Origin of the sequence: Stenotrophomonas sp. 8(2023), from assembly GCF_030345295.1 — a bacterium.
Taxonomy (GTDB): Bacteria; Pseudomonadota; Gammaproteobacteria; order Xanthomonadales; family Xanthomonadaceae; genus Stenotrophomonas; species Stenotrophomonas muris.
Genome location: NZ_CP128404.1, coordinates 3,426,856 through 3,443,110, shown reverse-complemented (window position 1 = coordinate 3,443,110; position 16,255 = coordinate 3,426,856). Strand labels below are relative to the sequence as shown.

The 16,255-nt window shown below is 69.0% G+C and carries 12 protein-coding genes; 9 read left to right on the top strand and 3 right to left on the bottom strand.

Features of this window, described 5'->3' with window-relative positions:
- Positions 1-20 precede the first annotated feature (20 nt).
- Positions 21-1,586, top strand: coding sequence for a hypothetical protein (locus QP609_RS16050; RefSeq protein WP_197621740.1), 1,566 nt, complete (start codon positions 21-23; stop codon positions 1,584-1,586).
- On the opposite strand, the gene QP609_RS16045 is transcribed toward QP609_RS16050, so the two are convergent.
- Positions 1,583-3,682 (bottom strand): glycosyltransferase, encoded by a 2,100-nt coding sequence (locus QP609_RS16045; protein ID WP_014648101.1) that lies wholly within the window; start codon positions 3,680-3,682, stop codon positions 1,583-1,585. The two genes, QP609_RS16050 and QP609_RS16045, sit on opposite strands and share 4 nt — an antisense overlap.
- Positions 3,683-3,778: 96 nt before the next feature.
- Between QP609_RS16045 and mrcB the strand changes: the two genes are divergently transcribed.
- From mrcB to tsaB, 4 genes are all read left to right on the top strand, one after another.
- Complete coding sequence (mrcB, locus tag QP609_RS16040; protein ID WP_032958979.1) at positions 3,779-6,217, top strand: penicillin-binding protein 1B; 2,439 nt, start codon at positions 3,779-3,781, stop codon at positions 6,215-6,217.
- Positions 6,214-6,750: a hypothetical protein gene (locus QP609_RS16035; protein WP_169410635.1), complete on the top strand. Its 537-nt coding sequence runs from the start codon at positions 6,214-6,216 to the stop codon at positions 6,748-6,750. The genes mrcB and QP609_RS16035 overlap by 4 nt, the downstream gene beginning before the upstream one ends.
- A 605-nt stretch (positions 6,751-7,355) precedes the next feature.
- Positions 7,356-9,404, top strand: coding sequence for an ATP-dependent DNA helicase (locus QP609_RS16030; protein WP_197621713.1), 2,049 nt, complete (start codon positions 7,356-7,358; stop codon positions 9,402-9,404).
- Positions 9,405-9,413: 9 nt separating this feature from the next.
- Positions 9,414-10,127 carry a tRNA (adenosine(37)-N6)-threonylcarbamoyltransferase complex dimerization subunit type 1 TsaB gene (tsaB, locus tag QP609_RS16025; RefSeq protein WP_197621714.1) on the top strand — a complete coding sequence of 238 codons (714 nt, stop codon included), beginning with the start codon at positions 9,414-9,416 and terminating at the stop codon, positions 10,125-10,127.
- A gap of 657 nt (positions 10,128-10,784) precedes the next feature.
- Here tsaB and QP609_RS16020 read toward each other — a convergent pair.
- Together QP609_RS16020 and gshB are read right to left on the bottom strand one after the other, a co-directional pair.
- Positions 10,785-11,669 (bottom strand): energy transducer TonB, encoded by an 885-nt coding sequence (locus QP609_RS16020; RefSeq protein ID WP_014648095.1) that lies wholly within the window; start codon positions 11,667-11,669, stop codon positions 10,785-10,787.
- Positions 11,669-12,616 carry a glutathione synthase gene (gene gshB, locus QP609_RS16015; RefSeq protein WP_197621715.1) on the bottom strand — a complete coding sequence of 316 codons (948 nt, stop codon included), beginning with the start codon at positions 12,614-12,616 and terminating at the stop codon, positions 11,669-11,671. Before gshB ends, QP609_RS16020 begins: the two co-directional genes overlap by 1 nt.
- Positions 12,617-12,856: 240 nt before the next feature.
- Here gshB and pilG point away from each other — a divergent pair, with 240 nt between their 5' ends.
- From pilG to QP609_RS15995, 4 genes are read left to right on the top strand one after another with little or no spacing between them, the layout of a single operon-like run.
- Positions 12,857-13,258: a twitching motility response regulator PilG gene (gene pilG / locus QP609_RS16010; protein ID WP_005418455.1), complete on the top strand. Its 402-nt coding sequence runs from the start codon at positions 12,857-12,859 to the stop codon at positions 13,256-13,258.
- Positions 13,259-13,276: 18 nt separating this feature from the next.
- A complete protein-coding gene (locus QP609_RS16005) occupies positions 13,277-13,639 on the top strand; it encodes a response regulator (protein WP_005410717.1) in 363 nt (120 codons plus the stop codon).
- Positions 13,639-14,169, top strand: a complete 531-nt coding sequence (locus QP609_RS16000) for a chemotaxis protein CheW (protein WP_014648092.1) — start codon at positions 13,639-13,641, stop codon at positions 14,167-14,169. Before QP609_RS16005 ends, QP609_RS16000 begins: the two co-directional genes overlap by 1 nt.
- A gap of 41 nt (positions 14,170-14,210) precedes the next feature.
- The gene (locus tag QP609_RS15995; RefSeq protein WP_014038185.1) at positions 14,211-16,247 is read left to right on the top strand and encodes a methyl-accepting chemotaxis protein; all 2,037 of its coding nucleotides are present in this window, start codon (positions 14,211-14,213) and stop codon (positions 16,245-16,247) included.
- Positions 16,248-16,255: the final 8 nt, after the last annotated feature.

Sequence of the window (16,255 nt, the reverse complement as noted above, 5' to 3'; positions counted from 1 at the left end):
GCCCCGGCTACCCTGCACGCATGGAACGCGAGCCCCCGCATCGCCCGCATGGCGCTGAACATCCTGCGCTGGACCGCGTCCGTCGCGAGGGTCGCTGGTGGTGGCTGCAGGCACGCCATGCGCGCCGGGTCTGGCGCTGGGCGCTGCTTGCGGCGCTGGCCGTGTTCGTGCTGCTGGTCCTGCTGCGGAAGCCGCTGGCCGACTGGTTCTGGGATGAGCCGCAGATCGAACAGCTGCTGGCCGAGGGGGATCGTGCGCTGGCCGCCGGTCGTTTGAGCGATGCCGATGGCAGTGGTGCGCGCGAGCGCTACCAGGCGGTGCTGGCGCTGGACGGTGATCGCCCGCAGGCGCGCCAGGGCCTGGCCAATACCGGCGCGGCAGCGCTGCAACAGGCGCGCGATCGCCTGCACGCCGGTGACCTGGACGGCAGCGCGCAGGCACTGGCACTGGCCCGTGAGCTGCAGGTGCCGCAGGGCGAAGCCGATGCGGTCGCCCGCCAGCTGCAGGCGCGACGCAGTGCCGGAGCCGGTATTGGTGCGTTGTTGGCCCAGGCGCGCAACGCGTTCGCGGCCGGACGCCTGGATGATGGCGACAGCAGTGCGTTGCCCTTGTTCCAGCGCATCCTTGCCCTGCAGCCGGACAACCTGCCGGCGCTGGAAGGTCGCGAAGATGCGCTGAGCGACCTGCTGCTGCAGGCGCGCACGCTGGCAGGGCGCGGAGAGCTGGCCGAGGCGGCCGCGATCCTGCGTCGTGCCCGCCAGTTCGATGCCGGTCATGCCGATCTGCCGGCCAGCGAGGAAGCCCTGGCGCGCGCGGTGGACCAGCGCCTGCGGCGGGCGCAGCGGGCACTGCAACGACAGCAGCTGGACGCCGCGGCCCAGGGTTTCCTGGCAGTGCTTGCGGTGGCGGCCGATGATCCCAATGCCCAGCGGGGGCGTGAGCAGGCGCTGCAGGCGGTGGTCGTGCGCAGCCAGACATCCGCCGACGACTTCCAGTTCGATGCGGCGCAACGCGATGCAGCCCTGGCGGCGGAGCTGGGCGCTTCGCAGGCAATCCGGCAACAACTGGCACAGCGCCTGCAGCGTGCGCGCCAGGCGCAACAGGCCCTGCAGCAGCCCGCGATCAGTACGGCGCAGCGCGAACGCCAGCTGCGCGACCACCTTCGCAAGATCGAGCGTGCCGAACGTGCAGGGCAGTGGATCAGCCCACCGGGGCACAGCGCGTTCGACGCACTGCGCGAAGCCCAGTCACTGGCCCCCCGCGACACGCGGGTCAAGGCTGCCGCAGCACGCCTGCTGCCCGCCAGTCGCCGCTGCTTCGACGACAATCTGCGGCAGAACCGGGTACAGGCGGCGGGTGCCTGCCTGCAGGCCTGGCAGACGCTGTCACCGACCGCAGCGGGCCTGCCCTCGGCGCGGCTGCGGTTGGCCCAGCGCTGGCTGGCGATCGGCAGCGAACGGCTCGGCAATGGCGACCTGGCCTTTGCCGCGCACGCTGCCGAACAGGCGCGGTTGCTGCAACCGGACCTGGCCGAACTGCCGGCGTTCGAAGACCGCCTGCGTCGCGCCGGTGGACGGGCGGACTAGGCGAAGAACACCCGCTGCACGGTCGCGCGGGCGGCATCAAGTGAGAAATGCTGGGCGACGTTGGCCAGGCCGGCATCGGACAACTGCTGCCACAGCTGTGGATCCTGGTACAGGCGGATCACCGCATCGGCGAAACCGACAGCGTCATCGGCCACCAGCACGTCCTGGCCGGGATGCAGGTGCATGCCTTCCACGGCGCAGGTGGTACCGACCACCGGCTGGCCGTGGGCCATGCTCAGGTTGATCTTGCCCTTCACGCCGGCGCCGAACCGCAGCGGCGCAATGGCGATGCGCGCGCCGTCCATGTAGGGCGTGATGTCTTCGACGAACCCGTGCATCTGCACACCGGGCTGGCGTGCGGCCAGTGCCAGCAGCGACTCCGGCGCCGCGGCGCCGATGCAGTGCAGGCGCACTTCCGGCAACCGGGCGCGGATGCGGGCAAAGACCTCGCCGATGAACCATTCCATGCCGTCAAGGTTCGGCGGATGACGGAAGCCACCGACAAACACCAGGTCGCGCCGCTGCTCGAATACGGCGCCGGCACCGGCGACCTCATGCAGGTTGGAGATCAGCTCCACCCGCACCTGCGGCGCATCGGACTGCAGCTGCTCCCGTTCGGCCGCACTGACCAGCACGGTGATGTCGCACTGCTCCATCACGGCCAGTTCGCTGCTGCGGGTACGTTCCGCTGCACGCAGCAGGGTTGCGTCGCCGGCGACTTCGGCACCGCGGCGTTCGCGCAGGTAGTGCAGGTCAACGGTGTCGAACACGGTCCGTGCCTGCGGTGCATAGCGCTTGAGCAGCGGCAGGCATTCGTGGGCGACGTGGTGACGCACCAGCATTGCCACGTCGAAACGCGATCCGTGGCTGCGCAGCCAGCCGGCTACGCCGTCCAGGAAGGGCGCGTACCAGACTTCCACGCCCATCCGTTGCAGCGCTTCGGTGGCCGCACCGGCGTGCTCGCGCCGGGTCGGTACGAACACAACGTGGGCGCCGCCCTGCAGCAGCAGGCGGATCAGATTGACCTGGCGCAGTGACCCGGAATCGCGATCCGGCTGCGGTACTTCCTCGTCCAGGATCAGCACCTGGCGCCGGCCGCGCAGCAGCAGCGCCGGAGACGGCACTTCGCCGACCGCCGGATGACGGCCCAGTTCGGTGGCCCAGCGGGCGGCGAAGATGGCCTGGTTGCGTACCTGGTAGGCCTTCACCCCGCTGCCGGTGTCGGTACCGTTGCTGGTGCCTTCGTCGTGGATCACCCGGCTGGCCGGCTGCACCAGCACGCGCAGGCCGTGTGCACGCACGCGGAAGGCCAGGTCGGTGTCCTCGTAGTAGGCCGGCTTGTAGCGGGTGTCGAAGCCGTCCAGCTGCTGCCAGAGGGCGCGTGGCAGCATCAGCGCCGCGCCCGAGCAGTAGTCGACGTCGCGCAGGCTGGCAAAGCGCGGATCATCGGCGGCCTCGAAGCGGCCGTAGCTCCAGCCACTGCCATCGGCGAAGATCACCCCGCCCGACTCCTGCAGGCGGCCATCCGGGTACAGCAGCTGGCTGCCGACCAGGCCGGCGTCGGGCACGCTGCCGAAGGTGTCCAGCAGGGCGTCGAGCCAGCCCGGCTGCGGCACCGTATCGTTGTTCAGCAGTACCACGTAGCGGCCGCGTGCGCGCGATACACCGTCATTGCAGGCTTCAATGAAGCCGCCGTTGTGCGCGCGCACTTCATAGCGCAGCCCGGCCACCTGCGGCATCCACTGCACGGTGGCATCGCTGCTGCCGTCATCCACTACCAGGATCTCGCACGCGGCGGCCGGCGGGTGCGCCGCCAGGGCGCGCAGGCAGGCCACGGTGTGGGCGACGTGGTTGTAGACCGGGATGACGATGCTCACCTCCGGCGACTCGCTGAACGGCACCGTGAAGGGGGCGAAATCCTGCGCTGGCGGCAGGAACAGTGGCGTGCGCGGGGCGGGGACGGCGCGCTGGGCATGCACGCGGATGCGTTGCCAGGTGGCACGCCAGCCACGGGTGCGCAGGCTTGCCAGGCTCCGGCGGGCCAGGCCCGACAGGCGGTTGATCAGGTATCGGATCTCGGCCAGGGACATCGCCATCCGGTTGCAACTCCAGCTTAAGCAGGGGAACCCGGGAGAATTCGCCAGCCGCAGCGGCTGGGGTAGACTCGCCAGACCCTACATTCTCGCATTCCCGTGCCCCGACGCTACGATTCCGACGACATCGACGATTCCGACGACGACCAGCAGGACAACGGTCCGCTGTGGCGGCGCCGGCTGATCACCTGGAGCATGGCTGCGGTCGCGTTGGGATTGGGTTTCCTCATTCCCTATACGCTGTACCTGAACCAACAGGTGACCCAGCGTTTCGGTGAACTGCGCTGGCAGATCCCGACGCGCGTGTACGCGCGCCCGCTGGTGCTCACCCCCGGCAAGGCGATGGATGCGTCTACGCTGAAGACCGAGCTGGCCGCCTCTGCCTACCGCGATGACGGGCAGGGCAAGGAGCCGGCCACCTATGCGGTGAACGGCGGGCGCTTCGTCATCTCCAGCCGCGGCTTCAACGACGTTGACGGCCGGGTGGCCCCGCGCCGGGTGGAGCTGTCGCTGGCCGATGGCGGCGTGGCCTCGCTGCGCGACGCCGACAACCGCAAGGCGCTGAAGGCCGCGCGGCTGGATCCGGCGCGCATCGCCACCCTGTACGGCCAGAAGCAGGAAGAGCGCCGCCTGATCCGCATGGACGAGGCGCCGGACCTGCTGGTGACTGGCCTGCAGGCGGTGGAGGACAAGGACTTCAACCGCCACCACGGCATCGACCTGTCCGGCATCGCGCGCGCGGTGTGGGTGACGATCCGTTCCGGTGGCCAGAGCCGCCAGGGCGCTTCGACGCTGACCCAGCAGCTGGCCCGCAGCGGCCTGCTCGGCATCGGCAAGGAGCAGACGGTCACCCGCAAGTTCAATGAGGTGCTGTACGCACTGATCATGGAAGCGCGTTATGACAAGCGCACCATCTTCGAGGCCTATCTCAACCAGGTGTACCTGGGCCAGCGCGGCAGCCAGGCGATCCATGGCATGTCCTCCGGCGCCGAGTTCTGGTTCGGCCGTGACCTGCAGTCGCTGGAGACCGAGCAGATCGCACTGCTGATCGGCCTGGTCAAGGGGCCGTCCTTCTACGACCCGCGGCGCAACCCGGAGCGCGCGCTGGATCGCCGCAACTTCGTGCTGGGCAAGCTGCACGAGGCCACGCTGATCGACGATGCCGAGTACCAGCGCGCGCTGAAGGCACCGCTGGGCGTGCCCAAGACGCCGGGCCTGGTGGCAGCCAACCGCTTCCCGGCCTACGTTGACCTGGTCCGCCGCCAGCTCGGCCATGACTATCCGGAATCGGCGCTGCAGGGCGCGGGCCTGAGCGTGATGACCGGCATGTCGCCGTCCGCGCAGGCCTATGCCGAAGGCGCGGTGACCCGCACCATCAAGTCGCTGGAAAGCAAGCGCCGCCCCGAGCTGCAGGCCGGCATGGTGCTGACCGACGTGCACAACGGCGACGTGCTGGCGGTGATCGGCAGCCGCGAGGTGTCCGAGGTCGGCTTCAACCGCGCGATCGAGGCGCAGCGTCCGGTCGGTTCGCTGCTCAAGCCGTTCGTCTACCTGCTGGCCCTGGCGCAGCCGGACCGTTACTCGCTGGCCAGCTGGGTGGATGATTCGCCGGTGACGGTGCAGCTCGGCCGCGGCCGCAACTGGAGTCCCGGCAACGCGGACAACCGCAGCCACGGCACGGTGCGCCTGATCGACGCACTGGCGCATTCCTACAACCAGGCCACGGTGCGCGTGGGCATGCAGGTCGGCCCGGAGCGCGTGACCCAGCTGATCCATGTCCTGGCCGGCATCAAGGCTGACGCCAACCCCGCGGTGATCCTCGGCTCGACCGACCAGAGCCCGTACGCGATGGCGCAGCTGTACCAGTTCCTGGCGTCCGGCGGCGAGATCCAGCCGCTGCACGCGGTGCGTGGCGTGCTCGATCCGCAGGGCAAGCTGCTCAAGCGGTACGACAAGACCCCGGCACCGGCGCAGGAAGGCGACTCGATTGCCGCCAACCTGATCAGTGTCGGCCTGCAGCAGGTGGTCGCCAGCGGTACCGCGCAGCGGCTCAATGCCGATGGCCTCGGCCGCCTGCAGCCCGCCGGCAAGACCGGCACCACCAACGATGGCCGTGACAGCTGGTATGCCGGCTACACCGGTGATCACCTGGCAGTGATCTGGATCGGCAACGACCAGAACGCGCAGGCCGGCCTGTATGGCGCCACCGGCGCGATGCGGGTCTGGTCGGGCATCTTCCAGCGCCTGCCGAGCGCGCCGCTGCGGGTCAGCAACAAGGGCCTGGACTGGCAGTCGGTGGCCCCCACCGGCCTCAACAGCACCGATGAAGGCTGCCCCGGCGCGCGTCGTTTCCCGTTCGTGGTGGGCTATGCGCCTGCTTATGCGCCGTGCGCGCCGGCCGCGTCGCCGGAGGGGCAGGGCGAGGCCGACGGCGAGGGCGGTGGCTGGCGCAGCTGGTTCGGCCTGGACCGCAAGCCGGAAGCGCCTGCCGAACCTGCCGCGGCACCTGCCGCCGCCACTCCTCCCCCGAGCCGATGATGCCGATGAACATGCGATCCCTGATGCAGCCCCTGGCCCTGACCGGCCTCAGCCTGGCCCTGGCCGCCTGCGTGAGCAGCGCACCACCGGTGGTCAAGCCGGTCGATACCACCACGCCGGCGCAGCGCCTGGCTGCGGTGGATGCTGCAGCGGGTCCGGACGACAAGGAATTGTCGGTACAGCCGCTGCGTGATTCGCAGGTGGAAGATCTGCGGGTAACCGCACTGGCACAACGCCAGGCGAACGACCTGGCCGGCGCGGCCAGCAGCCTGGACCACGCGCTGGAGATCGTGGCGGGTGACCCGGCAGTGCTGCAGGAACGTGCCGAACTGGCGCTGCTGCAGGGCCAGTGGGCGCAGGCGGAGACGTTCGCGCGCAAGGCGGTGGATCTGGGCTCGAAGACCGGGCCGCTGTGCCGCCGGCATTGGGCGACGATCGAGCAGTCGCGCCTGGCGCGGGGCGAGAAGGAGAATGCGGTGTCGGCGCATGCGCAGATTGAGGGCTGCACGGTGCCGGGGATCAAGCGGTACTGAATTTCCAGCCAACGGCGCAGCCCCTCGTGGCTGTGGGTTGGTCGCTGAAGCCAGAAGCAAAAGCCGCGCTTGGCCGGGCGGGGTGGGTTCGCGGGGGACGCCGTGAACCCGTCCCTGGGGGCTTGGCCGCGGCATCCATGCCGCGGACACCCCCGCGAACCCACCCCGCCCAACCTCTGACAGTTTCCGTGTGCGTCCAGCCACGGAAAAGAAAAAGAAAATCAAAAGCGGGTCGCGCGCTGCGCGCACTCGTTGTGGGGTCGTATCCGTTTTCCGTAGGAAAACGGATCCGACCCCTTCTTGTTTCCGTTCCACCCACCGCTTCTGAAAGGGCAGTCGAGCAAGCTCGACGCCACGAAGCACGTCCATCCGTCACCGGGAAACTGTCGAAGGCGGGGCGGGAGGGGCAGGCAGGACCGTTGGCGCCATGGATGGCGCCATCGAGCCCCCATGGACGGGTTTACGGCGTGTCCTGCCTGCCCCTCCCGCCCCGCCAAACACGCAGCAACCCAGAGCCATGAACCACGCTGTTGCTGTTGCCTTTGCCTGCGCTCTGGCTTGAAACGGGTGCCGGGCAGCGCCCGGCCGGGTATCCTCTCCCTCTGATGTCCGACCTTGTCCATGCCAGCCGCGAAGCCCTCAGCGAAGGCGGCGCGCTCGCCTCGCATCTGGATGCCTTTGTCCCGCGTCCGGCACAGCTGCACCTGACCGACGCCATCGCCGAAGCGCTGCAGCAGCGCGACCTGCTGCTGGCCGAGGCCGGTACAGGCACCGGCAAGACCTTCGCCTATCTGGTGCCGGTGCTGCTGTCCGGGCTGCGCACCATCATCTCCACCGGTACCCGCGCGTTGCAGGACCAGCTCTACCACCGCGATCTGCCGCGCGTGCGCCAGGCACTGGGCGTTGGCCTGCGCAGCGCGCTGCTGAAGGGGCGCGCGAATTACCTGTGCCGCTACCGCCTGCAGCAGGCGCGGGGCGAACCGCGTTTTTCCAGCCCGGAGCAGGCTGCGCAGTTCCAGCGCATCCTGGCCTGGTCCGGCCGTTCGGAGTTCGGTGACATCGCCGAACTGGAAGGCCTGGCCGATGACTCGCCGCTTCTGCCGATGGTCACTTCCACGGTCGACAACTGCCTGGGTACCGATTGCCCGTTCTGGGACGACTGCTTCGTGGTGCGCGCGCGCCAACGTGCGCAGGCTGCCGACGTGGTGGTGGTCAACCACCACCTGCTGCTGGCCGACCTGGCACTGAAACAGGACGGCTTCGGTGAGTTGCTGCCGGGGGCGCAGGCCTTTGTCATCGACGAGGCGCATCAGCTGCCCGAGTTGGCCGCGCAGTTTTTCGGCGAAGGCTTCGGCATGCGCCCGTGGCAGGAACTCGGCCGCGACTGCCTGGCCGAGGCGCGCGGCGTAGGCGGCGCGCAGTCGGCCCTGCAGGAGCCGGTCGACCAGTTGCAGCAGGCGTTGCTGGCGCTGCGCTCGGCGATGGAGGGGCTGCCGCCACGGGGTACGCAGTGGCGTGCACTGGCGATGCCACTGGTGCGCGATGGATTCGATACGGTGATGGCCGGCCTGGTGACGCTGGAGCAGGCACTGCAACCGCTGCGCGAGGCGGCGGCGGGTCTGGATGCCTGTCATGCGCGGGCACGCGAGGCGGTGTCGCGGCTGCAGCGCTGGCTGGGCGATGATGAGCCCGCCCTCGATTTCGATACCGATCCGGCGGAGACCCCCCGTGCCGCCGATGTGCTCTGGTATGAGCTCACCCCGCGTGGTTTCCGCTGCCAGCGCACGCCGATGGATGTGTCCGGCCCGCTGCGCGAGCATCGCGAGCGCAGCCGCGCGGCATGGATCTTCACCTCGGCCACGCTGACCGTGGGCGGTGGCTTCGACCACATCGCCACGCGCCTGGGCCTGGACGATCCGCACACGCTGGTCCAGCCGAGCCCGTTCAACTGGCCCGAGCAGGCGTTGTGCTACCTGCCCGAAGGCCTGCCCGATCCGGCGGCGCGCGGGTTTGGCACCGCGCTGATCCAGACCTTGCGGCCGGTGTTGCAGGCCTCGCAGGGCAGGGCGTTCCTGTTGTTCGCCTCGCACCGTGCATTGCGCGAGGCCGCCGAGGCACTGCGCGACGGGCCGTGGCCGTTGTTCGTGCAGGGCGAGGCGCCACGCGCGGCGCTGCTGCAGCGTTTCCGCGAATCGGGCAATGGCGTGCTGCTGGGCTCGGCCAGTTTCCGCGAGGGCGTGGACGTGGTCGGCGAAGCGCTGAGCGTGGTGATGATCGACAAGCTGCCGTTCGCGGCACCGGATGACCCGGTATACGAGGCGCGGCTGGAGGCGATCCGCAGCCAGGGGGGCAACCCGTTCCGCGACGAGCAGCTGCCGCAGGCGGTGATCGCCCTGAAGCAGGGCGTTGGCCGCCTGATCCGCAGCGAAAGCGACCGGGGCGTGCTGGTCCTGTGCGATCCGCGCCTGCTCAACCGTGGCTATGGCCGGGTCTTTCTTGAGTCGCTGCCGCCGTTCCGGCGCACCCGCAGCCTGGCCGATGTGCAGGCCTTCTTTAGGCCACAATGGCTGCCCGTGGCCGATGATGCGGGTGCCCCGGCCGCCGTTGCGGCGGGCCCGGAGCCTGCTCCCGGTGCCACGTTCCCCTTGTTCTGACCTGATCCAATGAAACTGCTTGCCTTTGAAACCGCCACCGAAGCCTGTTCCGTTGCCCTGCATGTCGATGGGCAGGTGCTGGAACGCTTCGAGATCGCCCCGCGCCGGCACGCCGGGTTGAGCCTGCCGTGGGCCGAGGCGCTGCTGGCCGACGCCGGCATCAGCCGTCGCCAGCTTGATGGCATCGCCCTCAGTCGCGGTCCGGGTGCGTTCACGGGCGTGCGCCTGGCGATTGCCATTGCCCAGGGCATCGCACTGGCACTGGACCGCCCGCTGCTGCCGGTCTCGACGCTGCAGGTGTTGGCGCTGCGCGCACCGGCGGAAGAAACGCAGATCCTGTCGGCGATCGATGCGCGGATGGGAGAACTCTACGTCGCCCGCTTCGAGCGCGTGGACGGCCTGCCGGTCGCGCGCGATGCCGAGCGCGTCTGCGCGCCGGCAGCGGTGGCGCTGCCGGAAGGGCTGTCGGCCTACGGTGTCGGTACCGGGTTCGCCGCAGCCGAGGGTGCGCTGGTCGAGCAGCTCGGTACAGGTTTGCGCGGATTCGACGCCACGGCATTGCCGCGTGCGTCGGACGTGCTCGCACTGGCGGTGCCGGCGTTCGCGCGCGGCGAAGCCATTGCACCGGAGAAGGTCGAGCCGGCCTACCTGCGCGACAACGTGGCACTGACCCTGGTCGAGCAGCAGGCCGCGCGCGAGGCGAAGGCGAAGGCCAACGGCTGAGCCCCTCGTGGCGGGATTGGTTGATCGCATAAACCCAAAGCCGCGCTTGGCCGGGCGGGGTGGGTTCGCGGGGGACGCCGTAAACCCCGCTCCGCGGTCCGGCCCAGCCGCTGGCGGCTGTGCGTTCGGGCGCTTGCGAAGCAGTGCTTCGCAAGCAAAGCGCCCTCACCCATGGGGGCTTGGCCGCGGCATCCATGCCGCGGACACCCCCGCGAACCCACCCCGCCCGACCTCTGACAGTTTCCGTGTGCGTCCGCCACGGAAGATCAAAAAAAGAAAAGTCAAAGTCAAAAGCGGATCGCTTCGCTCGCATCCACGCGTAGCGTGGATGTGTGTCGACCAAGGTCGACACCTACCAACAGCAATGATGCGTCGGGATCTGTCAGAGGCGGGGCGGTATGGGCTTGCAGGACCGTTGGCGCCATGGGCCCGAGGCACGCCTCGGGCGGGTTGGGCAGGACGCTCAACCCCGGTCTTGCCGCGTGCGCAGGACAGCGCACACGAGCAAGGCGCCATCGAGCCCCCAGGGACGGGTTTACGGCGTGTCCTGCAAGCCCATACCGCCCCGCCAAACCCAATATCCCGACCGCTGCTGTTGATGTTGACTTTGACTTTGCTTCCAGCGGGTCCCGGGCCGCAGGCCCGGGCAACAAACCCCTACCGGTCGTCGTGCAGGGTGCCACCCGGCAGGAACACCCAGGTGCGGGTGACCTGCAGGATGTCGATCTCGTCCTCGGTCTTCGGCAGCGGCGGGAATGGCTGCGCAAGCTGCACCACCCGCAGCGCCGCCTCATCCAGCAACGGCGTCCCGCTTGAACGCAGGATCCGGCTGCTTTCCACGCTGCCATCGCGGCGCACGCCCACGCTGATCACCACCTGGCCGCCGAGCCGGCGCTGCCGGGCCTCGTCCGGGTAATTCAGGTTGCCGACGCGCTCGGCGCGGTCGACCCAGGCGCGCAGGTAATTGGCGTAGGCATATTCGCGCGTGCTGGCCGACACGAACTTGCGGTTCGGGCGCTTGGCGTACTGCGCCGAGCGCAGATGCACCTCGGCCGCCAGCCGCGCCATCTCGGCATCACGCTGCTCGCGTGCCGTCAGCGGTGCATCCGGTTCCGGCTGCTCCGGTGTCGGGCGCGCCTGCGCCTGGGCCACTGCCTCTTCGCCGTTGCGGCTGCTGACCACCCGCGCCTGCGGCGGGGGCGCCGGCGCGGCCGATTGCTGCTGTTGCGGCACCGGGCTCAGCCCCGCCTGGGCCTGCGGAACGATGCCGGCCTGGTTGTCGCGCGGGCGCTGCGCACGGTCGTGCTCGCCGCCACCTTCCTGGCTGGCGGCGGCAAGGAAATCGGCCTGCTTCGGGGTCAGTGCGGTGCGGGTCTGGCTGAAGATCACCTCCAGCGTCGGCACCAGTGGTGCGTCGCCTTTCACCGCAAAACCCACGCCCAGGATCAGCAGGGCGTGGACCACGATCGACAGCGCGATGGTCGCGCCCAGCCGTTGCGCTTCGCGCGCCGGCGGGGGCAGGACGGCAGGTGCGGCCGCCATCAGCGCAGGCCGGCCTCGAGCGCGTCGAACAGGGTGCCGGCGATGTTCAGGCCGTACTGCGCGTCGAGCTCGCGCACGCAGGTCGGGCTGGTCACGTTGACCTCGGTCAGGTAATCGCCGATCACGTCCAGGCCGACGAAGCGCATGCCACGGCGCTTCATCTCCGGGCCAACCTGGCCGGCGATCCAGCGGTCACGCTCGCTCAGCGGGCGCCCTTCGCCACGGCCGCCAGCCGCCAGGTTGCCGCGGAACTCGTCACCCTGGGGAATGCGCGCCAGGCAGTAGTCGACCGGTTCGCCGTCGACCAGCAGGATGCGCTTGTCGCCGGCCGTGATGTCGGGAATGAACTTCTGGGCCAGCGCCAGCTTGCGGCCGCCGTCGGTCAGGGTTTCCAGGATCACGTTCAGGTTCGGATCGCCCTGGCCGCTGCGGAAGATCGAGCGGCCGCCCATCCCATCCAGCGGCTTCAGCACGGCCTGGCCGTGCTCCAGCGCGAAGGCCTTCAATGCCTTGGCATCGCGGCTGACCAGGGTCGGCGGGCAGCACTGCGGGAACAGCAGGGCGGCCAGCTTCTCGTTGTAGTCGCGCAGGCCCTGCGGGTTGTTGACCACGCAGGCGCCGGCAGCGGCAGCCACGTCCAGCACCTGCGTGTCGTAGATGTACTCGGCGTCGACGGGCGGGTCCTTGCGCATCAGCACGATCTGGCCGGGACCGAACGCGGTACGGCTGAACGCGCCCAGCCCATACCAGCCGGCCGGGTCGTCGCGCACCTGCAGCGGTGCGGTCTGGGCCACCGCCACGCCACCTTCCAGGGCCAGCCCGCCGGGCCGCACGTAGTGCAGGGCGTGGCCGCGGCGCTGGGCTTCCAGCAACATGGCGAAGGTGGTGTCCTTGGCGATCTTGATGTGGGCGATGGGGTCCATCACCACGATGACGTTCAACGGCATGGGCGCACCTGTCAGGCAAGGCGTTGATGGTAGCGGCAACGCCGGCCGTGCGCCTCCCCGCCGTAGTGCAACGCAGCGTCCGCCTGCCGGCAGCGCAGTCATTGCGAACCCGGTCACGTTCAGCCCGGTGCTACCCCCTGCGCGGCAGGCCGGCCTTGAAGCGGGCGCGGGAAGTGCGATATAGATACGCTTTCGCAGCGGCTCCCGCCAGAGATTGGGCCGTGCGCTTGGGGATAGGCAATGACTGAAAACACGACTGCGGGCGGGGAACTCGCAGGACTCCGGGTGATGGTCATCGATGATTCGAAGACCATCCGCAGGACTGCGGAAACGCTGCTCAAGCGCGAAGGCTGCGAGGTGGTCACCGCCACCGACGGCTTCGAAGCGCTTGCCAAGATCGCAGACCAGCAGCCGCAGATCATCTTCGTCGACATCATGATGCCGCGCCTGGATGGCTACCAGACCTGTGCGCTGATCAAGGGCAACCAGCTGTTCAAGGCGACCCCGGTGATCATGCTGTCGTCCAAGGATGGTCTGTTCGACAAGGCGCGGGGGCGCATCGTCGGCTCGGAGCAATACCTGACCAAGCCTTTCACGCGCGAAGAACTGCTGGGTGCCATCCGCACATACGTCAACGCCTGACCAGGGGGGAAAGGCACAATGGCTCGTATCGTCCTGATCGAGGATTCACCGACCGACCGCGCGGTGTTCACCCAGTGGCTGCGCCGTGCCGGCCACGAGGTGCTGGAAGCGGACAACGCCGAGGATGGCCTGCAGCTGGTCCGCGACCAGGTGCCGCAGCTGGTGCTGATGGACGTGGTCCTGCCCGGCATGAGCGGGTTCCAGGCCACCCGGGCGATGGCCCGCGATGCGGCGATCAAGCACATCCCGGTGATCATCGTCAGCACCAAGGCGATGGAAACCGACAAGGCCTGGGGCCTGCGCCAGGGCGCAGCCGATTACATCGTCAAGCCGCCGCGCGAGGATGAACTGATCGCGCGGATCAACGAACTGGTGGCCTGATGCGCTCGCCCTTCGACATCCTTGAAGCCTACGAACGACGCAGCCTGGCCCATGCAGTGCAGCTGCCCGGGCGGCAGTTCGCCCAGGACCTGTGGCGTGGCGTCGGTTACCGCGTCGGCCAGCGCCGGCTGGTGTCCGATTTCCGCGAAGTGGTGGAAATCGTGCCGATGCCGCCGGTGACCCCAGTGCCCTGCGCGCAGCCCTGGCTGCTGGGCGTGGGCAACCTGCGTGGCAACCTGTTTCCGGTGGTCGACCTGAAGTACTTCCTGGAAGGCACGCGCACCGTGCAGCAGGAAGGCCAGCGCGTGCTGATCATGCGCCAGGCTGGCGGCGACGTCGCACTGACCATCGATGAACTGTTCGGCCAGCGCAGCTTCGAGCTGGACCAGCAGATCGACGCGGGCACGTTGGCCGAAGGCCGCTACGGCCATTTCGTTGACCGTGCCTTCCATGCCGACGGCCATGACTGGGGCGTGTTCTCGCTCTCGCTGCTGTCGCGCACCCCTGAATTCCGGCAAGCCGCGGCCTGAGGCCGGGCATCGCCCCCTGCATTGAAGATCGAGGTTGAACGATGAGTACTGCTTCGGACGCCACCAAGACCGGCAAGCTGCGGCTGGGCGGCAGCAACCTCTGGCTGTTCCTGCTGCTGGCATCGATGATCCTGTTCGGCGTCAACACCGGCGTCGCTACCTGGCAGGGCAGCCGCCTTGCCGACGCCGGCTCCAAGGCCGCCGACCTGCAGGTGCTGTCGCAGCAGCTGGCCAACCAGGGACGTGACGCGGTCGGCGGCAACGCCCAGGCCTTCACCGCCTTCAAGGCCACCCGCAACGCGATCGAACAGAACGTGTCGACGCTGCAGGGCCGCTATGGCAAGGAGCCGGGCGTGTCCGGCGCCATCGCCACCCTGGGCGAAACCTGGGCGCCGCTGGGCAAGCAGGCCGGGCAGCTGGTGGCCAGCGAGCCGGCGGTGCTGGCGCTGGCCGGCAATGCCAACAACTTCACCGGCGCGGTACCGGGCCTGCAGGCCCAGCTGAACGAGCTGGTGCGCGCGATGTCCGCCTCCGGCGCCCCCTCGTCGCAGGTGTACAGCGCACTGCAGCAGGTCGTGGTGGCCGGTTCGATGGCCCGTCGGGTGACCGAAATGCGTGCCGGTGGCAGCGCCGCGGCGACCTCCGGGGATGCGCTGGCGCGTGACATCACCGTGTTCTCGCAGGTGCTCGACGGCCTGCGCAACGGCAACGAGGAACTGGGCATCACCGCCGTGCGCGGTGCTGCCGCCGTGGCCGCACTGGAGCAATCGCAGCAGAAGTGGGAAGCGATGAAGCAGGACGCCGATGCGATCCTGGCCAGCTCGCGCCAGCTGTTCGCGGCGCAGTCCGCCGCCACCGCGCTGGGCCAGGGCTCGGCACACATGCTGGACGACAGCCGCAAGCTGTTCGATGCGTTCTCCTCGTTCGGCTCGGTGTCCGACACCCGCCTGTTCCCCAACTTCTGGATCGGCGTGGTGTCCGGCGCGCTGTCGCTGATCGCGATCATCGGCTTCGTCTCCACCAACGTGCGCAGCCGCTCGCGCGAGCAGGAACTGCGTTACCAGACCCAGGTGGAATTCAACAGCCGCAACCAGCAGGCGATCATGCGGCTGCTGGACGAAATCTCCTCGCTCGGTGAGGGTGACCTGACGGTGAAGGCCTCGGTGACCGAGGACATGACCGGCGCGATCGCCGACGCGATCAACTATGCGGTGGACGAGCTGCGCCACCTGGTGACCACCATCAACGACACCTCGGCCAAGGTCGCGATGTCCACCCAGGAAACCCAGGCCACCGCGATGCAGCTGGCAGAGGCGGCGGGCCACCAGGCCAACCAGATCACCTCCGCCTCGGACCGCATCGGCGAAATCGCAGCGAGCATCGAGCAGGTGTCGCGCAACTCGGCCGAGTCGGCCGACGTGGCACAGCGCTCGGTGGTGATCGCCGCCGAAGGCGCCGGCGTGGTGCGCGAGACCATCCAGGGCATGGACCAGATCCGCGACCAGATCCAGGAAACCTCCAAGCGCATCAAGCGCCTGGGCGAGTCGTCGCAGGAAATCGGCTCGATCGTGGAACTGATCAATGACATTTCCGAGCAGACCAACATCCTGGCGCTGAACGCGGCGGTGCAGGCGGCGTCGGCGGGTGAAGCGGGCCGCGGTTTCGCGGTCGTGGCCGACGAAGTGCAGCGCCTGGCAGAACGTACCTCGGGTGCGACCCGACGCATCGAAAACCTGGTCCAGGCCATTCAGGCCGATACCAACGAAGCGGTCACCTCGATGGAGCAGACCACGGCCGAAGTGGTGTCCGGTGCGCGCCTGGCCGAGGACGCCGGTACCGCGCTGACCGAGATCGAGCGCGTGTCCAACGCCCTCAATACCCTCATCAAGAACATCTCCATCGCCGCCCAGCAGCAGTCGGCCGCGGCCTCGGACATCACCCGCACCATGGGCGTGATCCGGCAGATCACCGGCCAGACCTCGCAGGGTGCCGGGCAGACCGCAGAGTCGATCGGCCACCTCGCGCAGCTGGCGGCGGACCTGCGCCGTTCGGTCGCCGACTTCAAGCTGCCGGCGTGACGCGGGCA